This window comes from Xanthomonas sp. NCPPB 3959, assembly GCF_056675575.1.
In genome coordinates, this window is sequence record NZ_JBWWVR010000001.1 from 582,932 (window position 1) to 599,046 (window position 16,115).

A 16,115-nucleotide genomic window follows, 5' to 3' on the forward strand; every position below is an offset into this window, starting at 1 on the left:
TTTAAGGAGAACAACGATGTGGTATTTCGCATGGATCCTCGGCACCGGCCTGGCTGCGTTGGCTGCGGTGCTCAACGGCATGTGGTTCGAAGCACGCGAATCCGAGCGTGGTCAGCCGCGCCCGTAAAATAAATCGCGCAGATGCTTGCCGATTCGGCAATCCGTATGTAACATACGCGGCTCCTTCGGGGTGTAGCTCAGTCTGGTAGAGCGCTACGTTCGGGACGTAGAGGTCGCAGGTTCGAATCCTGTCTCCCCGACCAGTTTCAAAACACAAAACCGGCCTCGTGCCGGTTTTGTGTTTTCAGGCGTTGGCGCAGCGATGCGCGCAATGCGGATGGTCTGTCATGTCTGTTGTCATTGCCGGTGCTTCCTCGTCTGCCCAGTTGCGTGGCCGCGGGTTGGTGCTGGCTGCCATTTTGTTGTCCGCATTCAACTTGCGTACGGCGGTCACCTCGTTGACGCCGCTGCTGGAACGCATCGCAGATGAGTACGCATTCGGCGCGCCCACCATGGGTGCGATCGGCATGTTGCCGACCGCTGCGTTCGCACTCACCGGCGTCGCAACGCCCGCGTTGCTGCGCCGCTTCGGCTTGCTGCGCACTGCGCTGTTGTCGATGGCATTGGCCACGCTCGGATTAGTGTTGCGACCGCTGCTGCCGGACACCGCCGGCCTGCTGGTCGGATCGCTGATTGCGCTGGCCGGCATGGGCATGGGCAACGTGGTGTTGCCGCCGCTGGTGAAGCGCTATTTCGGCGATCGCGTGGGCGGGGTCAGCACGCTGTACATCACCGTGTTGCAGGTCGGCACCTTGTTGCCCGCGTTGCTGGCGGTGCCGGTGGCCGATGCGCTGGGCTGGCGCAGCTCGATGGTGGTGTGGGTATTGCCGGCATTGCTGGCGTTTGCGGCCTGGGCGTTGGTGTACGCCAACCATCGCCGCCTGCGGGCCACCGGGCCTGCACCGATCACGCCGACAACCGAGGCCGAAGGCCGCGTCGCACGTACCGCCCTGGGATGGAGCATGGCGCTGACCTTCGGCATGACCTCGCTGATCACCTATTCCATGTTCACCTGGCTGCCGACGCTGCTGCGCGAAGCCGGCGCCTCGCCCGCATTCGGCGGCACCATGGTCGCGCTGTTCGCGGCACTGGGCATGGTCGGTGCGTTGACCATGCCGGCACTGGCGGTGCGCATGCGCAATCCCTTCCCGATCGTGCTGCTGTGCGCGGCCTGCCATCTGGTCGCGTTTGCCGGGCTGTGGTGGGCACCGCTGGCCGCGCCGATTCTCTGGGTGACCTTGCTGGGTTTGGGCCCGAGCACGTTTCCGCTGGCGCTGGTGCTGGTCAATCAGCGCTGCCGCACCGCTGCCGGGTCGGCAGCGTTGTCCGGATTCTCGCAAGGCATGGGGTATGCGGTGAGTTGCCTGGGGCCGTTCCTGTTCGGCTGGTTGCACGCGCACCATGGCGGCTGGACGTCGCCGTTCGTGTTCCTGGTCATCTGCCTGCTGGTGCAGCTGGCCGCCGCCTGGGTGGCCTGCCGCCCGCAGCTGCTGGAAGACGTGTGGGCGCCGCCTGCGCGCGGCGCCCGTGTGCTCAACGTACCGGCAGACTGATGTAGCTCGGCTGCTCCGGGCTCACGTACACCCGCTGCGTGGCTTTTTGATAATCGCCCGGCTTGGCGAAGAAGATATTCGGCACATAGGTCTGCGGGTTGCGGTCGTACAGCGGAAACAGGCTTGACTGCACCTGCACCATCACCCGATGCCCGGGCTGGAAGGTGTGGTTGGCCGTCGGCAGGCCGAACTGGAACCCCAGCGGCTGATTGGCGGCCAGCGGCTTGGGCGTGCTGAAACTCTCGCGGTAGCGGCCACGGAAGATCGCCAGCGACACCGGCAGCTCGTAACCGCCCATCTTGGGGTTGGAGGCCATCTCGTCCGGATACACGTCGATCAGCTTCACCACCCAATCGCTGTCGCTACCGCTGGTGGAGGCCCGCAGATGCACTTCCGGTGCGCCGGCGATCTGCAAGGGTTCTGTCAGCGGTTCGGTGACGAAGGTCAGCACATCCGGGCGGCCATCGACGAAGCGCTGATCCTGCACCAGCCAGGTGGTCCACATGCTGCGATCGGCAAAATCCACCGGGCGCGGCACGAACGGCACCGGCTTGGCCGGGTCGGAGACGTACTCCTCAAAGCCCACCTGCCCCGCCGCCGGCTGCTGGAACGACAGCTTGCCGCCGGCCTGCAGATACAGCGGCTTGCTGGTCGACGCACAACCCTTGGCACAACTGCGCGGCCAGGCCTGCAGACGGTCCCAATGGTTTTCGCCGGTGTTGTAGATAAACACCGGTGGCGTGCTTGCCTTGGACGCGCCATCGACCAGGTATTGATCGAAGAACGGGCGCAGCACATCGCGACGGAATTGGCGCGCGGTATCGCCGTCGAAATTCAGTGCCCCCAGTGAACTGGCGTCGCTATTGACCTGGCTGTGTCGCCACGGCCCCATCACCAGATAGTTGAGCGTATTGCGCTTGTCGCGCGGTTCCATCGCCGCGTAGCTATGGATGGCGCCCCACATGTCTTCCTGGTCCCAGAGGCCCTGCAACCACATGGTCGGCACTTTCAACGGCGTGCGTGCCATCACCTTGTCCAGCGCCTGCTCCTGCCAGAAGTTGTCGTAAGCCGCGTGTTCGGTGAGCTTGTGCCACCACGGCAGCTGCTCCAGGCCGGCGGCCTTGGCGAAGTCGCCGGCCGAGCCGGCCTGCAGGAAATTGCTGTAATCGTCGTGCCCCTGACGCGGGATGCCGGCGCCTTTGCCGCGCTTGCTGAGCTGGCCGGTGAAGTAGTCGAAATTGACCTGGCGGAACGCACCGTAATTGAACCAGTCGTCGCCCATCCAGCCATCGATCATCGGGCTCTCCGGCGCGGCCACCTTCAATGCCGGATGCGGATTGGTCAGCGCCATCACCACGGTGAAACCTTCGTAGGACGAGCCGATCATGCCGACCTTGCCGTTGGACTCCTTGAGGTTTTTCACCAGCCAATCGATGGTGTCCCAGGCATCGGTGGCATGGTCGACCTCGCTGGGATTGAGCGCGCCACGCAACGGCCGGGTCATCACGTACTCGCCTTCCGAGCCGTACTTGCCGCGCACATCCTGGAACACGCGGATATAGCCGCCTTCCACGAACACGTCATCGCCCGCAGACAACAGGTCCTTCATATGCGGCGAAGCCAGACGCTCGGTGCGGCCGCTGGCGTCGTACGGCGTGCGCGTGAGCACGATCGGCGCATTGCGCGCGCCCTTGGGCAGCACGATCACCGTATGCAGCTTGACCCCGTCGCGCATCGGGATCATCACCTCGCGTTTGACGTAGTCGTTGGCGGCGTCGCCTGCCACGAACGGCTTGCCGGTGATGTCCGGCGTCATCGGCGAGGTTTGCGCCAGTGCGCTGCCGGCGGCGGCGGCAATGGCGGTGGCAAGCAGGCAGGCGGCAAAACGGCGCATCGACGACTCCGAAAGTGCGGGGGCAGTCGTCGACTGTAGGCAGACGATGGCCTGCCGGGGGAGTGTCAAAGGTCGTGGTTGCCGGGTTGGGAACACGGAGACTGACCGCAAGGCGCCGTCCAGGCATCTGAACCACCACAGTCCATGTATCGCTCAGTATTCCATTGGTCGCGCATCGCGTGCTGGAGGCGATGCTGATGCCCACGATTCGCACACAAGTCAATCGCTTCGCGCTTCCATTTTTCGACAGAGATGTTCTTGCACATGATGAAGCGGCCTTCAACAATCAGGTGCTCATTCATGGGTATTTGCGGTTCCGTCGATCGTGTCAATTCCGGAAGACTCACATATACCGAAAGTTCTCCGGCCCAGCAGCCGCCAGCGGGCAACACGCAGCAGCAGCATGTCAACAGCCCAGACCAGACAAGTGGCGTGCTGGCAGGACTGAGCAGCGTGAGCCCTAGCAGGAGTGCGAGCAGATCGTCTTTACGACAGCGCCCGCTCTCGCCGAGCCTCAGGGCTGTCAGCGAGGTCATGCGGTCCGTCAGGGCCCAGTACTACAAAGCGCCCCGCTTGAAATCGAGCAACAAAAAGAAAAACACTGGCTTCGAGGAGGCCGTTCGAATCCACAGGGCGACTGCAGAGATCGCCCGGATGCGACAGCAGGTGGATGACCTGGAAGAGGATGTGGTGTCGGCGGCCATGGATGGGAACGCGCACAACTGCGGTGAACTGGCGACCCTGGCCGTCCACTATTTGCAGCAAGATCACAACCAGATCGCACGCCTTGCCTTCTTCAATGGAACAGCGCACACCGCCGCGATCGTCGGCCCAGTGCCGCGCGCAGGTACCTTGCCTTCGGACATGACAGATTGGGACGCGGACATCTATGTCTGCGACCCCTGGTGCAATATCGCCTGCAGGGCAAACGACTATCCCGCCGAATTCAAAGAAAAGATGGAAAAGTGGGACCGCGCCGGGAAACAAGTGTGGCTGTCAGGAACTGGCTTCGTTTCCCCAACAAGCGATGAATGGATAAGCACGGTGCTTGGAGGAGAAAAGAAGGCCACGTGATCGAGTCGATGTCGGCAAGTGGTACTGCACTGCACAGCGCCACACGACTGCACCGGCAACGCATGCCACTTCAGTCGCGCACCTGTCCCTCTCCACGGACCACGAAGCGCTCCACCGTGAGCGCTTCCAGTCCCATCGGGCCGTAGGAATGCAGACGCGTGGTGGAGATGCCGATTTCGGCGCCCAGACCAAGCTCGCCACCGTCGGAAAAACGCGAGGACGCGTTGACCATGACCACTGCCGAGCGCAGCGATTGCACGAATCGTTCGGCGTTGGCGGCGCTCTGCGTGGCGATGACTTCGGTGTGGTCCGAGCCGTACTGGCGGATATGCGCCAGCGCGGTGTCCAGATCCGGCACCACGCGGATCGCCAGGATCAGATCGAGGAATTCGGCGGCATAGTCGTCATCGCTGGCAGGCGCGATATCGGGCAGCAATGCACGCGTTGCCGCATCGCCCCGCAGCTCCACATGGCGTTCGCGCAGCGCTTGCGCAGCAACCGGCAGAAAACGCTCGGCGATGTCTGCATGCACCAGCAAGGTCTCCAGCGAATTGCAGGCCGACGGTCGGCTGGCCTTGCCATCGACCAACAGACGCACGGCCAGGTCCACGTCGGCGGATGCATCCACGAACAGATGGCACACGCCCTTGTAATGCTTGATCACCGGCACGCGCGCGTGTTCGGCAACAAAACGGATCAGGCCTTCGCCGCCGCGCGGAATCGCCAGGTCGACGATATCGCTGAGCTGCAGCAGCTCCAGCATGGTCTCGCGGCGCAGATCCTCGACCAGCGTCAACGCGGCCTCGGGCACATTGGCCTCACGCAATGCGCGCTGCAGTGCGCGCGCAATCGCGGTGTTGGAGTGAATCGCCTCCGAGCCGCCACGCAGGATCACCCCGTTGCCTGCCTTGATGCACAGCGCTGCGGCGTCGGCGGTCACGTTCGGGCGCGCCTCGTAGATCATCGCGATCACCCCCAGCGGCACGCGCACCTTCTGCACGACGATGCCGTTGGGGCGCACGTCTTCGCGCGTGATCTGCCCGACCGGATCCGGCAACTGCGCAACCTCGCGCAACGCGGCGGCAATCCCGTCCAGGCGCTTTGTGTCCAGCGCCAGACGATCGAGCATCGCAGTGCCCACACCCTTCTCGCGCGCCGCCTCCAGATCGCGCGCATTCGCCGCCAGGATCACCGCCGCATCGTGTTCCAGCGCAGCGGCCATCGCCTCCAGCAAGGCCTGCTTGGCAGACGACGACAGTTGCGACAGCACGTGCGCGGCATCACGGCATTGCAGGGCGAGGGTTTTGATGGTCATTTGGGGGCCGGGATTGGGGAGTCGGGATTGGGGAGTCGGGATTGGGGATTGGCAAAAGCAATCCGTATCGTTTTACCACCAGAAAGCAATCAGTCACTGGGACGCGGAGGCGGCGTTTGGGAAACGCAATGCACATGCGTTTGCGAATCCCCAATCCCGACTCCCCAATCCCCGCTACAACAGCACCAGATCATCGCGATGCACCACATTCTCGCCATAGCTGTAACCGAGCACGGTTTCGATCTCGCGCGAATGGCGTCCGGCGATGCGGCGGATATCCACTGCCGAATACTGGCTGACGCCGCGTGCCAGGCAGCGTTCGCCATCGGCGTCGCGCAAGCGGATCTCCACCATGTCGCCGCGCCGGAAGTCGCCTTGCGCGCTGGCCACACCGCCCGGTAGCAGCGATGCGCCCTTTCCGGTCAGCGCCGCCGCGGCACCGGCATCGATCAGGATCGCGCCCGGCTCCACCGGTGCGTGGCGCAGCCAGTACTTGCGGGCGGCAATGCGCGTGCGTGCGGGGTGGATGCGCGTGCCACGCAGGCGATCCTGCGCAAGCCCGCGCACCACCTCGCTGCTGCGGCCGTTGAACAGATAGGTTTCGATGCCGGCAGCACCGGCTTTTGCGGCGGCTTCCAGCTTGGTGCGCATGCCGCCGGTGCCCACGCTGCTGCCGCTGCCGCCGGCCATCGCCAGCACCTCGGCGGTGAGTTCGGACACCTCATCGAGCGGACGCGCCAACGGATTGCTGCGCGGGTCGGCGCTGTACAAGCCATCGATATCGGTGGCGATGAACAACGCATCGGCATCGACCAGTGCGGCCACGATCGCGGCGAGATTGTCGTTATCGCCCAGCTTGAGCTCGTCCACCGAGACGGTGTCGTTTTCATTGATGACCGGCAACGCACCCAGCCGCAGCAACTCGTGCAGGGTGGCGCGCGCATTGAGATACCGGCGGCGGTTACGCAGGTCATCGTGGGTGAGCAGCACTTGCGCCACCGGACGTTCGAAAAAGCGCTGCCACAGCGCGATCAATTGCGCCTGGCCAAGCGCGGCCAGGGCCTGACGCGCAGCGATCGGTGCACCGGCTTCGGCAGCTTTGGGCAGAATCGCGCGGCCAGCGGCCACCGCACCGGAAGAGACGATCACCAGCTCGCGCCCGGCAGCCAGATTGGCCGAGACGAATTGCGCCAGGCCCAACGCAAAGCGCGGCGACAGGCCACCACCATCGGCGGCCAACAGGCTGCTGCCGACCTTGAGCACCGCGCGCCGCCATGGCGGCAACGGCTGCTCGGTAAATAACGACGGCATGTCGGCAGGGGTTGTCATGGCAGCCAGACGCTCAGTGCGTGTTCCACTCATACACGGTCAACGTCGAGGCATCGCGCAGCACCAAGGGATCGCACGCAACGATCTGCTGCGCCTCCTCCAGACTGCCCAGATTGACCAACACATACGCACCGCCAGTGCGATCGCTGAAACCACCGGTCATTTCGAGCTGCCCGGCCGCACGCAAAGTATCGAGAAAATCCAGATGCGGCTGCACTACATCGGCGGGAAAATCCGGCTTGCGCATTGCCAGCACCAGATAGCGCGTGGTCATCAGCTGACGTCCTTCGCACGTGCTGTCGTGGGTGCACGATCGTCGCGACCATGCGGTGCCGAGATCACCAGAAAGCGCGCCTCGACATCGGACAGATTGTGCATCTGGTGCGTGGTGCCAGGCGGCACGTCCAGGCCCTGCCCGACCCCGAGCACGTGCTGGGCGCCATCCAGTTGCAGCATCACTTCGCCGGCCAGCACATAGAAAAAATGCCGTGCGCGACTATGCCGATGACGCGACTCCGCAACGCCTGGCGGCATGCGTTCTTCGAGCACACTCAAGCTGGGGTCGCGCAACAGGTGCCAGCCTTCGCAGGCTTCGCCCCAGGGATAGTGTTCTGCGGTCTCGGTGCTGATCACGGCCATCAGCGCAGGGCCTCCCAACGGGCACGCAAGACATCCAGCTGCAGATCCGCGGCGGCGCCTGGCGAGACGCGTGCAGCCAGGCTGCCTTCCGGCGTGCGCCCCTGCCCTGCAGTGTCGGAGGATTCCGCTGCCGCCTTGTAGGCCTCGCGGAACGGCACACCGGCCACGGCCGCTTCCACCGCCACATCGGTGGCATACATGCCCGAATCGATCGCCGCGCGCAGCTTGTCCGGGCGCCATTCCAGATTGGCCAGCAACGCCGGCAGCAGTTCGAGCGCGGCCAGGCCGCGCCCGAAGCCATGCACGATCGCGCCCTTGCTGCTCTGCAGATCGCGGTGATAACCGGACGGCAGCGACAACAACTGTTCGATTTCGGTCCGCGCCGCCGCGATGCTGGCATGGGTGGCACGCATCAGTTCGATGACGTCGGGGTTGCGCTTGTTCGGCATGATCGAACTGCCGGTGGTGTATTGCGCCGGCAACGCGACGAAGGCGAATTCGCCGCTGGTGAACAACGACAGATCCCAGGCAATGCGACGCAGATCCAGGGTGGCGCTGCCCAACGCTTCGAGCGCAGCCAGTTCGTACTTGCCGCGCGAGAGCTGTGCGTAGATCGGCGAGACCTGCAGGCGCGCAAAGCCGAGCTCGGCAGTGGTATGCGCACGGTCCAGCGGCAGATTGACGCCGTAACCGGCCGCAGTGCCGAGCGGATTGCTGTCCACCAACCGCAAGGTGTCGGCTGCGCGCAGTGCATTGTCGATAAAGGCTTCTGCCCAGCCCGCCCACCACATGCCGGCCGACGACACCACCGCACGCTGGATATGCGTGTAGCCGGGCACCGGCAGGTCGGCCTCGGCCTGCGCGCGGTCCAGCGCCACTTTGGCGATCTCCGCGCTGAGCTCGGCCACACATTGCAGCTTGTCCTTCAACCATAGCCGCGTGGCGACCAGAATCTGGTCGTTGCGGCTGCGTCCGGTGTGGATCTTGCGGCCGGCATCGCCCAGGCGCTCGGTCAGGCGCGCCTCGATCGCCGAATGGCAATCTTCGTATTGCGCATCGAGCACAAACGCGCCGCTGCGAAAATCATCGGCCAGCTGATCCAGCTGTTCGCTCAGCCCGCCCAGTTCCTGCAGCGACAGGATGCCGATGTGCTGCAGCCCCTGCGCATGCGCCTTGCTGGCAGCGATGTCGTACAGGAAAAACTCGCGGTCCAGGATGACGTCGTCGCCCGCCAGGAAGGCCTGGATCTTGGCATCCACCGCCACGCCGGGTTTTTGCCACAAAAGATTGGTCATCGGAAAGCGTCTCGAAATAAGTCGTCCAGTTGAATCCCCGCACATGGATGTGCGGGCTTCTGCGAGGGACTCGCGTCTTTTAATCCCCGCACATGATGGATGTGCGGGCTCTTGCGAGGGACGCGCATCAACGAATCGCAGTCAATTCGTCCCAGCCAAACGCCAGGTTGAGGTTCTGCATCGCCTGTGTGGCCGCGCCCTTGAGCAGGTTGTCCAGCGTTGCCACCACCACCACGCGCTTGTTGCCCGGCGCCAGCGTCACGCCACCGATCTGCACACCGTGCTTGCCGGCGATGCGGCTGACCCACGGCGCCTCATCGACAATCTCGATCAGCGGCTCGTCGGCATAACGCTGCGCGTAGCGCGCCTGGATCTGCTCGCGTGTGAGCGGTTGCTGCAGCCACAGGTTGACGGTCATGGTGAGGCCGCGGAAATGCGGCGCCACATGCGGCATGAACTCCACCGGCACGCCGAGCTGCGCAGAGACTTCGCGCTCGTGCATGTGGTTGGTCAGCGCATACGGCATCAGGTTATCGGCCAGCAACTCCGGGTTGTTCTTGTCCGAGGGCGTGGTGCCCGCGCCGGAATAGCCGGAGACACCAAAGCACTGCGGTGGGCCGGCCAGTTGATCGAGCAGCGGCGCGATCGTCAGCTGCATCGCGGTGGCATAGCAGCCCGGGTTGCTGATGCGCTTTTGCCCGGCGTACTTTCCGCGCGTCAACTCCGGCAGCCCGTAATACCAGGCCGGATCGAAGCGGTAATCGGCCGACAGGTCGATCAACACCGTCTGCGGTCTGGCCGCATCGATCGCCGCGACAAACGGCTCTGCCTTGCCGTTGGGCAGCGCCAGGATCACCACATCGGCGGCCTTGGCGGCCACCGCATCGGCATCCAGGCTCTCGTAACGCAACTCGCCCTGATAGGCATCGTTGTGGCCGGCCACCGCCTGCCCGGCCAGTTCGCGCGAGGACACGAACACCAGCCGCAGGTGCGGATGCGCCGCCACCAGCTTGATCAATTCCGAACCGGTATGCCCGCGGGCGCCGATGATGCCGATGGTCGTTGTTTGAACAGTCATGCGTTTGCTTCCAGGCGGAACTGCAGGTGACGTTTCACCCCGGCCCATTCCGTATCGATGATGGAGAACACCACGGTATCGCGCGGTGTGCCGTCGGCATGACGGGTGTGATTGCGCAGCACGCCGTCCTGCTTGGCCCCGAGCCGCGCAATCGCCGCACGTGAGGTGTGATTGAACCAACTGGTTTCGAAGACCACGCTCAAACAGCCCAGCGTTTCGAAGGCGTGCTGCAGCAGCATCAACTTGGCGTCGGTATTGACGCCGCTGCGCTGCACGCGCGGCGCGTACCAGGTGTAGCCGATCGACAGCTTGGGCACGGTCGCATCCAGCCCGTAATAGCGCGTGCAGCCGACGATCTCGCCGGCCGCATCACGTACCACGTAAGGCAGCACCAGCCCGTCGGTTTGCGCAGCCAAGGCTGCAGCAACGTAGTCGTCCACCTGCGCCGGTGCCGGCACGCCGGTGTACCACAGCCGCGACAACGCACCGTCGCCCAGCGCGGCACGCAGACCGTCGGCATGCGCAGCTTGCAGCGGTTCCAGCGTTGCGTGTTGGCCGCGTAGTGTGGGCAACTCGCGCCAGCGCGGTGGCAAGGTGGTAGACGCCATCGTGCTCAGCCCAGCAGCGTCGGCTGACGCGTCGCGCAATGCGCCACGCAATGCTGGATCTGCTCGAAGTTTTCCAGCCCGTACCAGAACACCTTCCATTTTTCCTGCTTGATGCAGCCGTCGGACTCGGCGTAATAGAAAATGTTGACCTGGTTGTTATGACGCGAGCGCCAGAACAGCTGCGGGGTTTCTTCGCGCATCACATTCCACACCGCGCGGCCCAGGCCCTCGCCTTGCGCGTCGTCGAGCACGGCAAACTTGTCCAGATAGATCAGCGCGCTTGCACCCAGCATGCCCTCATCGGTGAGGATCACCGCCGCGCGATAGTTCTCGCTGACATAGGCACGCAGCAGCTTGGTGTTGCTGAAGTAATCGGGCACCAGCGTACGGCCGAAGCTGGATTCGATCAGCGAGGTGAGGCGCGGCAGATCCAGTTCGTCCCATGAGGTCGCGCGCAATACGCGCTCGCCACGCCGCACCAGCGTGCCCGAGCCTTTATGCGTGAACAGCTCCTTGGCCAGATCTGCCGGCCGGGTGATCGACACCGACGATTCCAACGGCAGACGATCGAGCAAGTCCTTGATCTGCTCGATCTTGACCCGCATGCCGCCATTGATCCATGGCTGCTGCATCAGGTGATCGAACTCGGTGGACAGGTTGATCGAATCGATCACCTTGCCGTCGGGATCCAGCAAGCCGCCGGTGCCGGTGAGGAAGATGATCTTGTACGGCTGCAGTTCCTGCACCAGTTCGTTGGCGGCAAAATCCGCGTTGACGTTGAGGATCTGCCCGCTTGGCGTCTCGCCCAGGCTGGTGATCACCGGGATCGAACCGGCCTGCAGGCTGGCTTCGATCGGCGCCAGATTCACCGCCTTGACCTCACCAACCAGGCCATAGGTGTCGCGGTCCAGATACTCGGCTTCGAACACCCCGCCGGTGATCGAGGTCGCACGCGCGCCGTTCTGCTGCAGCGCTTCGACCAGCTTGAGGTTGGAAGCCTGGAACACCTTGCGCACGATCGCCAGGGCTTCCGGCGAGGTCACCCGCAGTCCGTTGACGGTGCGCTTCTCGATGCCGGCCGCCGAGAGTTCGGCATCCAGCTGCGGGCCGGCGCCATGCAGCACGATCGGGGTCAGCCCCACTTCCTGCAGGAACGACAGCGACGAGGTCAGCGCGTCCAGATCGTCGCGCAGCACCGCGCCGCCCACCTTGACCACCGCAAAGCGTTTGGCATCGAGCTGCGAAAAACGCTTGAGGTACTGGCTGATTTCCTTGGCGCTGGCCATGCTCGAAAGCAGGCGCACGATGGTCTGGCGGGTCTGTTTGTGGGGCTGTGCGGAGAGGGACATTGCCGTGATCGAAGAGAGGAATGGCCGCGCCAGGCGCGGAACGCGGCTCAGTGGGAGCCGTTGATGCGCGCGCTCAGTGCGCGCCGTTGATGATGCGGTGGACCGACTGGGCATAACGCTGCAACTGCGCAAGCGTCACGAATTCGTCGGCGGTGTGTGCCTGTGCGATATCGCCGGGGCCGTACACCAACGCGGTGTAACCGCCAGCCGAAAACAGCGAGGCCTCGGTCCAGAAGTCCACCGCATTGCCGATCGGCAGATCCAGCGCATCGGCCACATCGCGTGCGGCCAGGCGGCGTTCTTCTGCACGCGCGATATCGCCAGACGGCAGGCTCGGCCCGCGAAAGGTTTCTTCGAACTGCGCTGCAGCCGGCTCGGCAAATCCGGCGAAGGTGGCCAGCAATCCATCCACGTCCATCGACGGCAGCGGACGGAAGCCAAAACGCACTTCGGCTGCCGGCGCGATCATGTTGGCCTTGATGCCGCCATCGACGCGACCGATGTTGAAGCGCAAGCCGGTCAAGCCACCGAAACGCGCATGCGCCAGCGACTCGACATGATCCAGCGCCTTTCCGCCCCAGCGCATCGCCTGATGCAAGGCACTTGCCGACGGATCCTGCTTGCCCGACGCATGCCCGGCACGCCCGGCGAAACGCATCAGCACCGAACTGATCCCGCGATGCGCCAGCACCGCCTCGCTCATGGTTGGCTCGGCCACCAGCACCGCTTCATACGGCAATCCACGCGCTAGAAACGCGGCGATGCAGCGCGGGTCGTTGGCTTCTTCGTCGGAGGAAAACAGGAATGCCGCGTCGCCCTGCCCGGCATTGGCGGCCGCCAACAGCGCCGCTGCCGCACCTTTGATATCGCAGACACCCAGCCCGATCACACGGTCGTCGGTGCGCCGCATCACGTGCGGATCGGCACTCCAGTGCGGCGAATCCGGCACCGTGTCCAGATGCACGTTGAACAGGTAGTTGGGCTTTCCACGCACCGCATACAGGCTCACCGCGCCGGCACCGTGGTCGATCACCTCAACCTGGAAACCAGGCAACTGCGCACGCAGATAATCGAAGATGCCGCCCTCGGCAGCGATCGCACGCGGCGGATTACGGGTGTCGAAGGACACCAGCGTTTCCAGGTGCGTCAGGGTGGATGCGAGTAGATCGGTCATATCGGTTTGATCGAGGGTCCGAAGCAGCGGCTAAGCGGAAGTAAGGAAGGTGCGCAAACGGCTCGTAAATCTCATCGAAGCCACCCTTCTCCCACCGGGAGAAGGTGCCCCCAAAGGGGCGGATGAGGGTGCGGGCGAAGCTTCGTGCACTGAACATCGCGAGAGCTTCGCTCCGTACCCTCACCCCAACCCCTCTCCCGACGGGAGAGGGGCTTTGCATACGTGACTCCAAACGTCAGCGGTTTACTTGCGCATACAACGTCGAGCTCATGCCGAACAACTTGATGAACCCCTCGGCTTCTTCCACGCCCCAGTCGGCCGACTGTGCGTACGTCGCGCCCTTGGTGTTGAGCAGATGCGGCGAGCGCACCGCCACCGCATCGACGCGGCCACCGCGGGTTTCCAGGGTGACTTCGCCGTTGACCTTGGACTGCGAGGACTGCAAGAACGCCTCGATGTCGGTCTTGAGCGGGTCGTGATAAAAGCCTTCGTACACCAGTTCCACCCACTTGCGCGCCACGTCCGGCTTGAAGCGGTTCTGCTGCTTGGTCAGCACTGCATCTTCCAGCGCGCGGTGCGCGGTCAGCAGCGAAATCAGGCCCGGCGCTTCGAACACGATGCGGCCCTTCAAGCCGATCACGGTGTCGCCGGTGTACACGCCACGGCCCACGCCGTAGGGCGCGAACAGCTTGTTGAGCTGGGCCAGAATCTGTTCGCCCGGCAATGCCTTGCCGTCCAGCGCGACCGCCTCGCCTTCGACGAACTTCAAGGTGACGTTCAACGGCTCCACCGGCCACTCGCTGCGTGGCGCACACCAGCCGCGCGCGCCCTCGCCCGGCGCCTCCCAACGGTCGATCTCGCCGCCGGACATGGTCAGCCCGAGCAGGTTCTCGTTGATGGTGTAGGCCTGCTGCTTGGCGCGCACGCCAAAGCCACGCTCTTCCAGATACTTCTGCTCGTAGGCACGGGTCTGGGTGTGCTCCTTCTGGATCTCGCGGATCGGCGCCACGATCTGGTAGTCGCCCAACGCCTTCACTGCCAGATCGAAACGCACCTGGTCGTTGCCCATGCCGGTGCAACCGTGCGCGATGATCCGCGTGCCCAGCTCCTCGGCGCGCTTGAGCGCGGCATCGACGATCAGGTAACGGTCGGACACCAGCAACGGGTACTGGCCCTGATAGCCCTCGCCCGCCCACACGAACGGCTTGACGAAGCCCTTCCAGATCGCCGGACCACCATCGACGGTGACATGGCTGGCGGCGCCGAGTTCGGCCGCGCGCTTTTCGATGAAGTCACGCTCTTCGGCATCCACGCCGCCGGTATCGGCGAACACGGTGTGCACCGCGTAGCCCTGTGCCTGGAGATACGGAATGCAGAAGCTGGTATCCAGGCCACCGGAGAACGCCAGGACGATGTCCTTCTTGGTGCCGGGATTGGAGAGTGGGGATTCGGGATTGGTGGAAGCGATCTGCTGCGACATGGGGGCTCTCTGTGAAAGTTGACTAAGTTGGATCGGGAGCGGGGTTCGCCGTTGCGAATCCCCAATCACGAATCACGAATCCCGGCTGCCCTGGCCCACCAGGGCAGCCATGATCGCCTTCTGCACATGCAGGCGATTCTCGGCTTCATCGATGGCGATGCAGTTGGGCGAATCCATTACCGCGTCGGTGGCCTTGACGTTGCGACGCAGCGGCAGGCAGTGCGAGAACACGCCGTTATTGGTCAGCGCCATCTTGCGTTCGTCGACGATGAAATGCTGGTACTGGTCGCGGATCGGCTTTTCCGGCTCCCAGTTGCCGAAGAACGGCAACGCGCCCCAGCTCTTGGCATACACCACGTCGGCGCCGGCATAGGCGCTGTCGATATCGTGACTCACCTGCAGCGAGCCGCCGCTTTCGGCCACGTTCTGCGCCGCCCAGTCCATGTAACGCGGGTCCAGGATGTAGTCCGGCGTCGGGCACAACAGGGTCACGTCCATGCCCATGCGGGTGGCGATGGTCAGCGCCGAGTTGGCCACTGCGGTGTTCAACGGCTTGGGGTGATAGGTCCAGGTCAGCACGTACTTCTTGCCGCGCAGATCCTGCGTGCCGAAGTGTTCCTGCAGCGCCATCGCGTGCGCCAGCTCCTGGCACGGGTGGGTGATGGTCTCCATGTTGATCACCGGCACCGGCGAGTACTTGGCGAAGCTCTTGAGCACCTGATCCTCGCGGTCCTTGGACCAGTCGACGAACTTGGGAAACGCGCGCACGCCGATCAGGTCCACATAGCGGCCCAGCACTCGCGCCACTTCGGCGATGTGCTCTTCGGTGTCGCCGTCCATGACCGTGCCCAGATTGAACTCGATCGGCCAGGCATCCTTGCCCGGCTGCAGCACCACCGCATGCCCGCCCAACTGGAACGCGCCCAGCTCGAAGCTGGTGCGGGTGCGCATGGACGGGTTGAAGAACACCAGCGCGATCGACTTGCCCTTCAGCTCGCTTCCCAGCTTGTTGCGTTTGAACAACGCGGCCTGGGTCAACAGCGCATCCAGTTCGGCGCGGCTCCAGTCCTGGGTGTTCAAGAAGTGCTTCAGTGACATCGATCGATCCTTGTGCTGCGTGCTTCTGCTGCGTGGTCCGCCAGGAGCGACGGGGTGCGCGACATGCGCGTTTCTTGCGGTTGAAACTTTTATGACGCCTGAAACGAAAAAACCCAGCCTTGAGGCTGGGTTTTCAACAACGGACAGCAAAACGCCCGGGTCACCCAGC

At 64.0% G+C, this 16,115-nt stretch carries 16 protein-coding genes and 1 tRNA gene; 4 read left to right on the forward strand and 13 right to left on the reverse strand.

Annotation, left to right across the window (positions count from 1 at the left end; all coding sequences use genetic code 11):
- Nucleotides 1-16: 16 nt before the first annotated feature.
- The 3 genes from cydX to AC1KVG_RS02295 all read left to right on the forward strand — a co-directional run bounded on the left by cydX (nucleotide 17) and on the right by AC1KVG_RS02295 (nucleotide 1,613).
- The gene (gene cydX / locus AC1KVG_RS02285) at nucleotides 17-127 is read left to right on the forward strand and encodes a cytochrome bd-I oxidase subunit CydX (RefSeq protein ID WP_176339846.1); all 111 of its coding nucleotides are present in this window, start codon (nucleotides 17-19) and stop codon (nucleotides 125-127) included.
- Nucleotides 128-186: 59 nt separating this feature from the next.
- Nucleotides 187-263: transfer RNA gene (locus tag AC1KVG_RS02290), tRNA-Pro, on the forward strand.
- 123 nt (nucleotides 264-386) lie between these two features.
- Nucleotides 387-1,613 carry a CynX/NimT family MFS transporter gene (locus tag AC1KVG_RS02295; RefSeq protein WP_481093455.1) on the forward strand — a complete coding sequence of 409 codons (1,227 nt, stop codon included), beginning with the start codon at nucleotides 387-389 and terminating at the stop codon, nucleotides 1,611-1,613.
- Here AC1KVG_RS02295 and AC1KVG_RS02300 read toward each other — a convergent pair.
- Together AC1KVG_RS02300 and AC1KVG_RS02305 are read right to left on the reverse strand one after the other, a co-directional pair.
- The gene (locus AC1KVG_RS02300) at nucleotides 1,594-3,507 is read right to left on the reverse strand and encodes a CocE/NonD family hydrolase (RefSeq protein ID WP_481093361.1); all 1,914 of its coding nucleotides are present in this window, start codon (nucleotides 3,505-3,507) and stop codon (nucleotides 1,594-1,596) included. The genes AC1KVG_RS02295 and AC1KVG_RS02300 overlap by 20 nt on opposite strands.
- A gap of 65 nt (nucleotides 3,508-3,572) precedes the next feature.
- Entirely contained in the window at nucleotides 3,573-3,809 is a 237-nt protein-coding gene (locus AC1KVG_RS02305; protein WP_481093362.1) for a hypothetical protein, read from the reverse strand.
- 271 nt (nucleotides 3,810-4,080) lie between these two features.
- Here AC1KVG_RS02305 and AC1KVG_RS02310 point away from each other — a divergent pair, with 271 nt between their 5' ends.
- On the forward strand, nucleotides 4,081-4,581 hold the full coding sequence (locus AC1KVG_RS02310) for a hypothetical protein (protein WP_481093363.1): 501 nt from the start codon (nucleotides 4,081-4,083) through the stop codon (nucleotides 4,579-4,581).
- 70 nt (nucleotides 4,582-4,651) lie between these two features.
- On the opposite strand, the gene AC1KVG_RS02315 is transcribed toward AC1KVG_RS02310, so the two are convergent.
- From AC1KVG_RS02315 to AC1KVG_RS02365, 11 genes are all read right to left on the reverse strand, one after another.
- Entirely contained in the window at nucleotides 4,652-5,896 is a 1,245-nt protein-coding gene (locus AC1KVG_RS02315; protein ID WP_481093364.1) for a glutamate-5-semialdehyde dehydrogenase, read from the reverse strand.
- Nucleotides 5,897-6,070: 174 nt separating this feature from the next.
- Nucleotides 6,071-7,225: a glutamate 5-kinase gene (proB, locus tag AC1KVG_RS02320; RefSeq protein WP_481093365.1), complete on the reverse strand. Its 1,155-nt coding sequence runs from the start codon at nucleotides 7,223-7,225 to the stop codon at nucleotides 6,071-6,073.
- 13 nt (nucleotides 7,226-7,238) lie between these two features.
- Nucleotides 7,239-7,499, reverse strand: a complete 261-nt coding sequence (locus AC1KVG_RS02325; protein WP_481093366.1) for a YciI family protein — start codon at nucleotides 7,497-7,499, stop codon at nucleotides 7,239-7,241.
- The gene (locus tag AC1KVG_RS02330) at nucleotides 7,499-7,864 is read right to left on the reverse strand and encodes a cupin domain-containing protein (protein WP_167393494.1); all 366 of its coding nucleotides are present in this window, start codon (nucleotides 7,862-7,864) and stop codon (nucleotides 7,499-7,501) included. Before AC1KVG_RS02330 ends, AC1KVG_RS02325 begins: the two co-directional genes overlap by 1 nt.
- Nucleotides 7,864-9,159 carry an argininosuccinate lyase gene (gene argH, locus AC1KVG_RS02335; RefSeq protein WP_023904185.1) on the reverse strand — a complete coding sequence of 432 codons (1,296 nt, stop codon included), beginning with the start codon at nucleotides 9,157-9,159 and terminating at the stop codon, nucleotides 7,864-7,866. Before argH ends, AC1KVG_RS02330 begins: the two co-directional genes overlap by 1 nt.
- A gap of 127 nt (nucleotides 9,160-9,286) precedes the next feature.
- On the reverse strand, nucleotides 9,287-10,237 hold the full coding sequence (gene argC, locus AC1KVG_RS02340) for an N-acetyl-gamma-glutamyl-phosphate reductase (RefSeq protein ID WP_481093367.1): 951 nt from the start codon (nucleotides 10,235-10,237) through the stop codon (nucleotides 9,287-9,289).
- Nucleotides 10,234-10,845 carry a GNAT family N-acetyltransferase gene (locus AC1KVG_RS02345; protein WP_481093368.1) on the reverse strand — a complete coding sequence of 204 codons (612 nt, stop codon included), beginning with the start codon at nucleotides 10,843-10,845 and terminating at the stop codon, nucleotides 10,234-10,236. Before AC1KVG_RS02345 ends, argC begins: the two co-directional genes overlap by 4 nt.
- 5 nt (nucleotides 10,846-10,850) lie before the next feature.
- Nucleotides 10,851-12,194 carry an acetylglutamate kinase gene (locus AC1KVG_RS02350; protein WP_006449422.1) on the reverse strand — a complete coding sequence of 448 codons (1,344 nt, stop codon included), beginning with the start codon at nucleotides 12,192-12,194 and terminating at the stop codon, nucleotides 10,851-10,853.
- A 73-nt stretch (nucleotides 12,195-12,267) separates the two neighbouring features.
- Nucleotides 12,268-13,368 carry an acetylornithine deacetylase gene (locus AC1KVG_RS02355; RefSeq protein ID WP_481093369.1) on the reverse strand — a complete coding sequence of 367 codons (1,101 nt, stop codon included), beginning with the start codon at nucleotides 13,366-13,368 and terminating at the stop codon, nucleotides 12,268-12,270.
- Between the two features lie 235 nt (nucleotides 13,369-13,603).
- A complete protein-coding gene (locus AC1KVG_RS02360) occupies nucleotides 13,604-14,848 on the reverse strand; it encodes an argininosuccinate synthase (RefSeq protein ID WP_481093370.1) in 1,245 nt (414 codons plus the stop codon).
- A 72-nt stretch (nucleotides 14,849-14,920) separates the two neighbouring features.
- Entirely contained in the window at nucleotides 14,921-15,946 is a 1,026-nt protein-coding gene (locus AC1KVG_RS02365; RefSeq protein WP_255085401.1) for an N-acetylornithine carbamoyltransferase, read from the reverse strand.
- Between the last annotated feature and the right edge of the window lie 169 nt (nucleotides 15,947-16,115).

Coding starts and splice junctions, on each gene's coding strand:
- AC1KVG_RS02350 (WP_006449422.1), bottom strand. CDS start 12,194: ATGTCCCTCTCCGCACAGCCCCACAAACAGACCCGCCAGACCATCGTG.
- AC1KVG_RS02345 (WP_481093368.1), bottom strand. CDS start 10,845: ATGGCGTCTACCACCTTGCCACCGCGCTGGCGCGAGTTGCCCACACTA.
- argC (WP_481093367.1), bottom strand. CDS start 10,237: ATGACTGTTCAAACAACGACCATCGGCATCATCGGCGCCCGCGGGCAT.
- AC1KVG_RS02305 (WP_481093362.1), bottom strand. CDS start 3,809: ATGAATGAGCACCTGATTGTTGAAGGCCGCTTCATCATGTGCAAGAAC.
- cydX (WP_176339846.1), top strand. CDS start 17: ATGTGGTATTTCGCATGGATCCTCGGCACCGGCCTGGCTGCGTTGGCT.
- AC1KVG_RS02325 (WP_481093366.1), bottom strand. CDS start 7,499: ATGACCACGCGCTATCTGGTGCTGGCAATGCGCAAGCCGGATTTTCCC.
- proB (WP_481093365.1), bottom strand. CDS start 7,225: ATGACAACCCCTGCCGACATGCCGTCGTTATTTACCGAGCAGCCGTTG.
- AC1KVG_RS02315 (WP_481093364.1), bottom strand. CDS start 5,896: ATGACCATCAAAACCCTCGCCCTGCAATGCCGTGATGCCGCGCACGTG.
- AC1KVG_RS02360 (WP_481093370.1), bottom strand. CDS start 14,848: ATGTCGCAGCAGATCGCTTCCACCAATCCCGAATCCCCACTCTCCAAT.
- AC1KVG_RS02355 (WP_481093369.1), bottom strand. CDS start 13,368: ATGACCGATCTACTCGCATCCACCCTGACGCACCTGGAAACGCTGGTG.
- argH (WP_023904185.1), bottom strand. CDS start 9,159: ATGACCAATCTTTTGTGGCAAAAACCCGGCGTGGCGGTGGATGCCAAG.
- AC1KVG_RS02365 (WP_255085401.1), bottom strand. CDS start 15,946: ATGTCACTGAAGCACTTCTTGAACACCCAGGACTGGAGCCGCGCCGAA.
- AC1KVG_RS02330 (WP_167393494.1), bottom strand. CDS start 7,864: ATGGCCGTGATCAGCACCGAGACCGCAGAACACTATCCCTGGGGCGAA.
- AC1KVG_RS02300 (WP_481093361.1), bottom strand. CDS start 3,507: ATGCGCCGTTTTGCCGCCTGCCTGCTTGCCACCGCCATTGCCGCCGCC.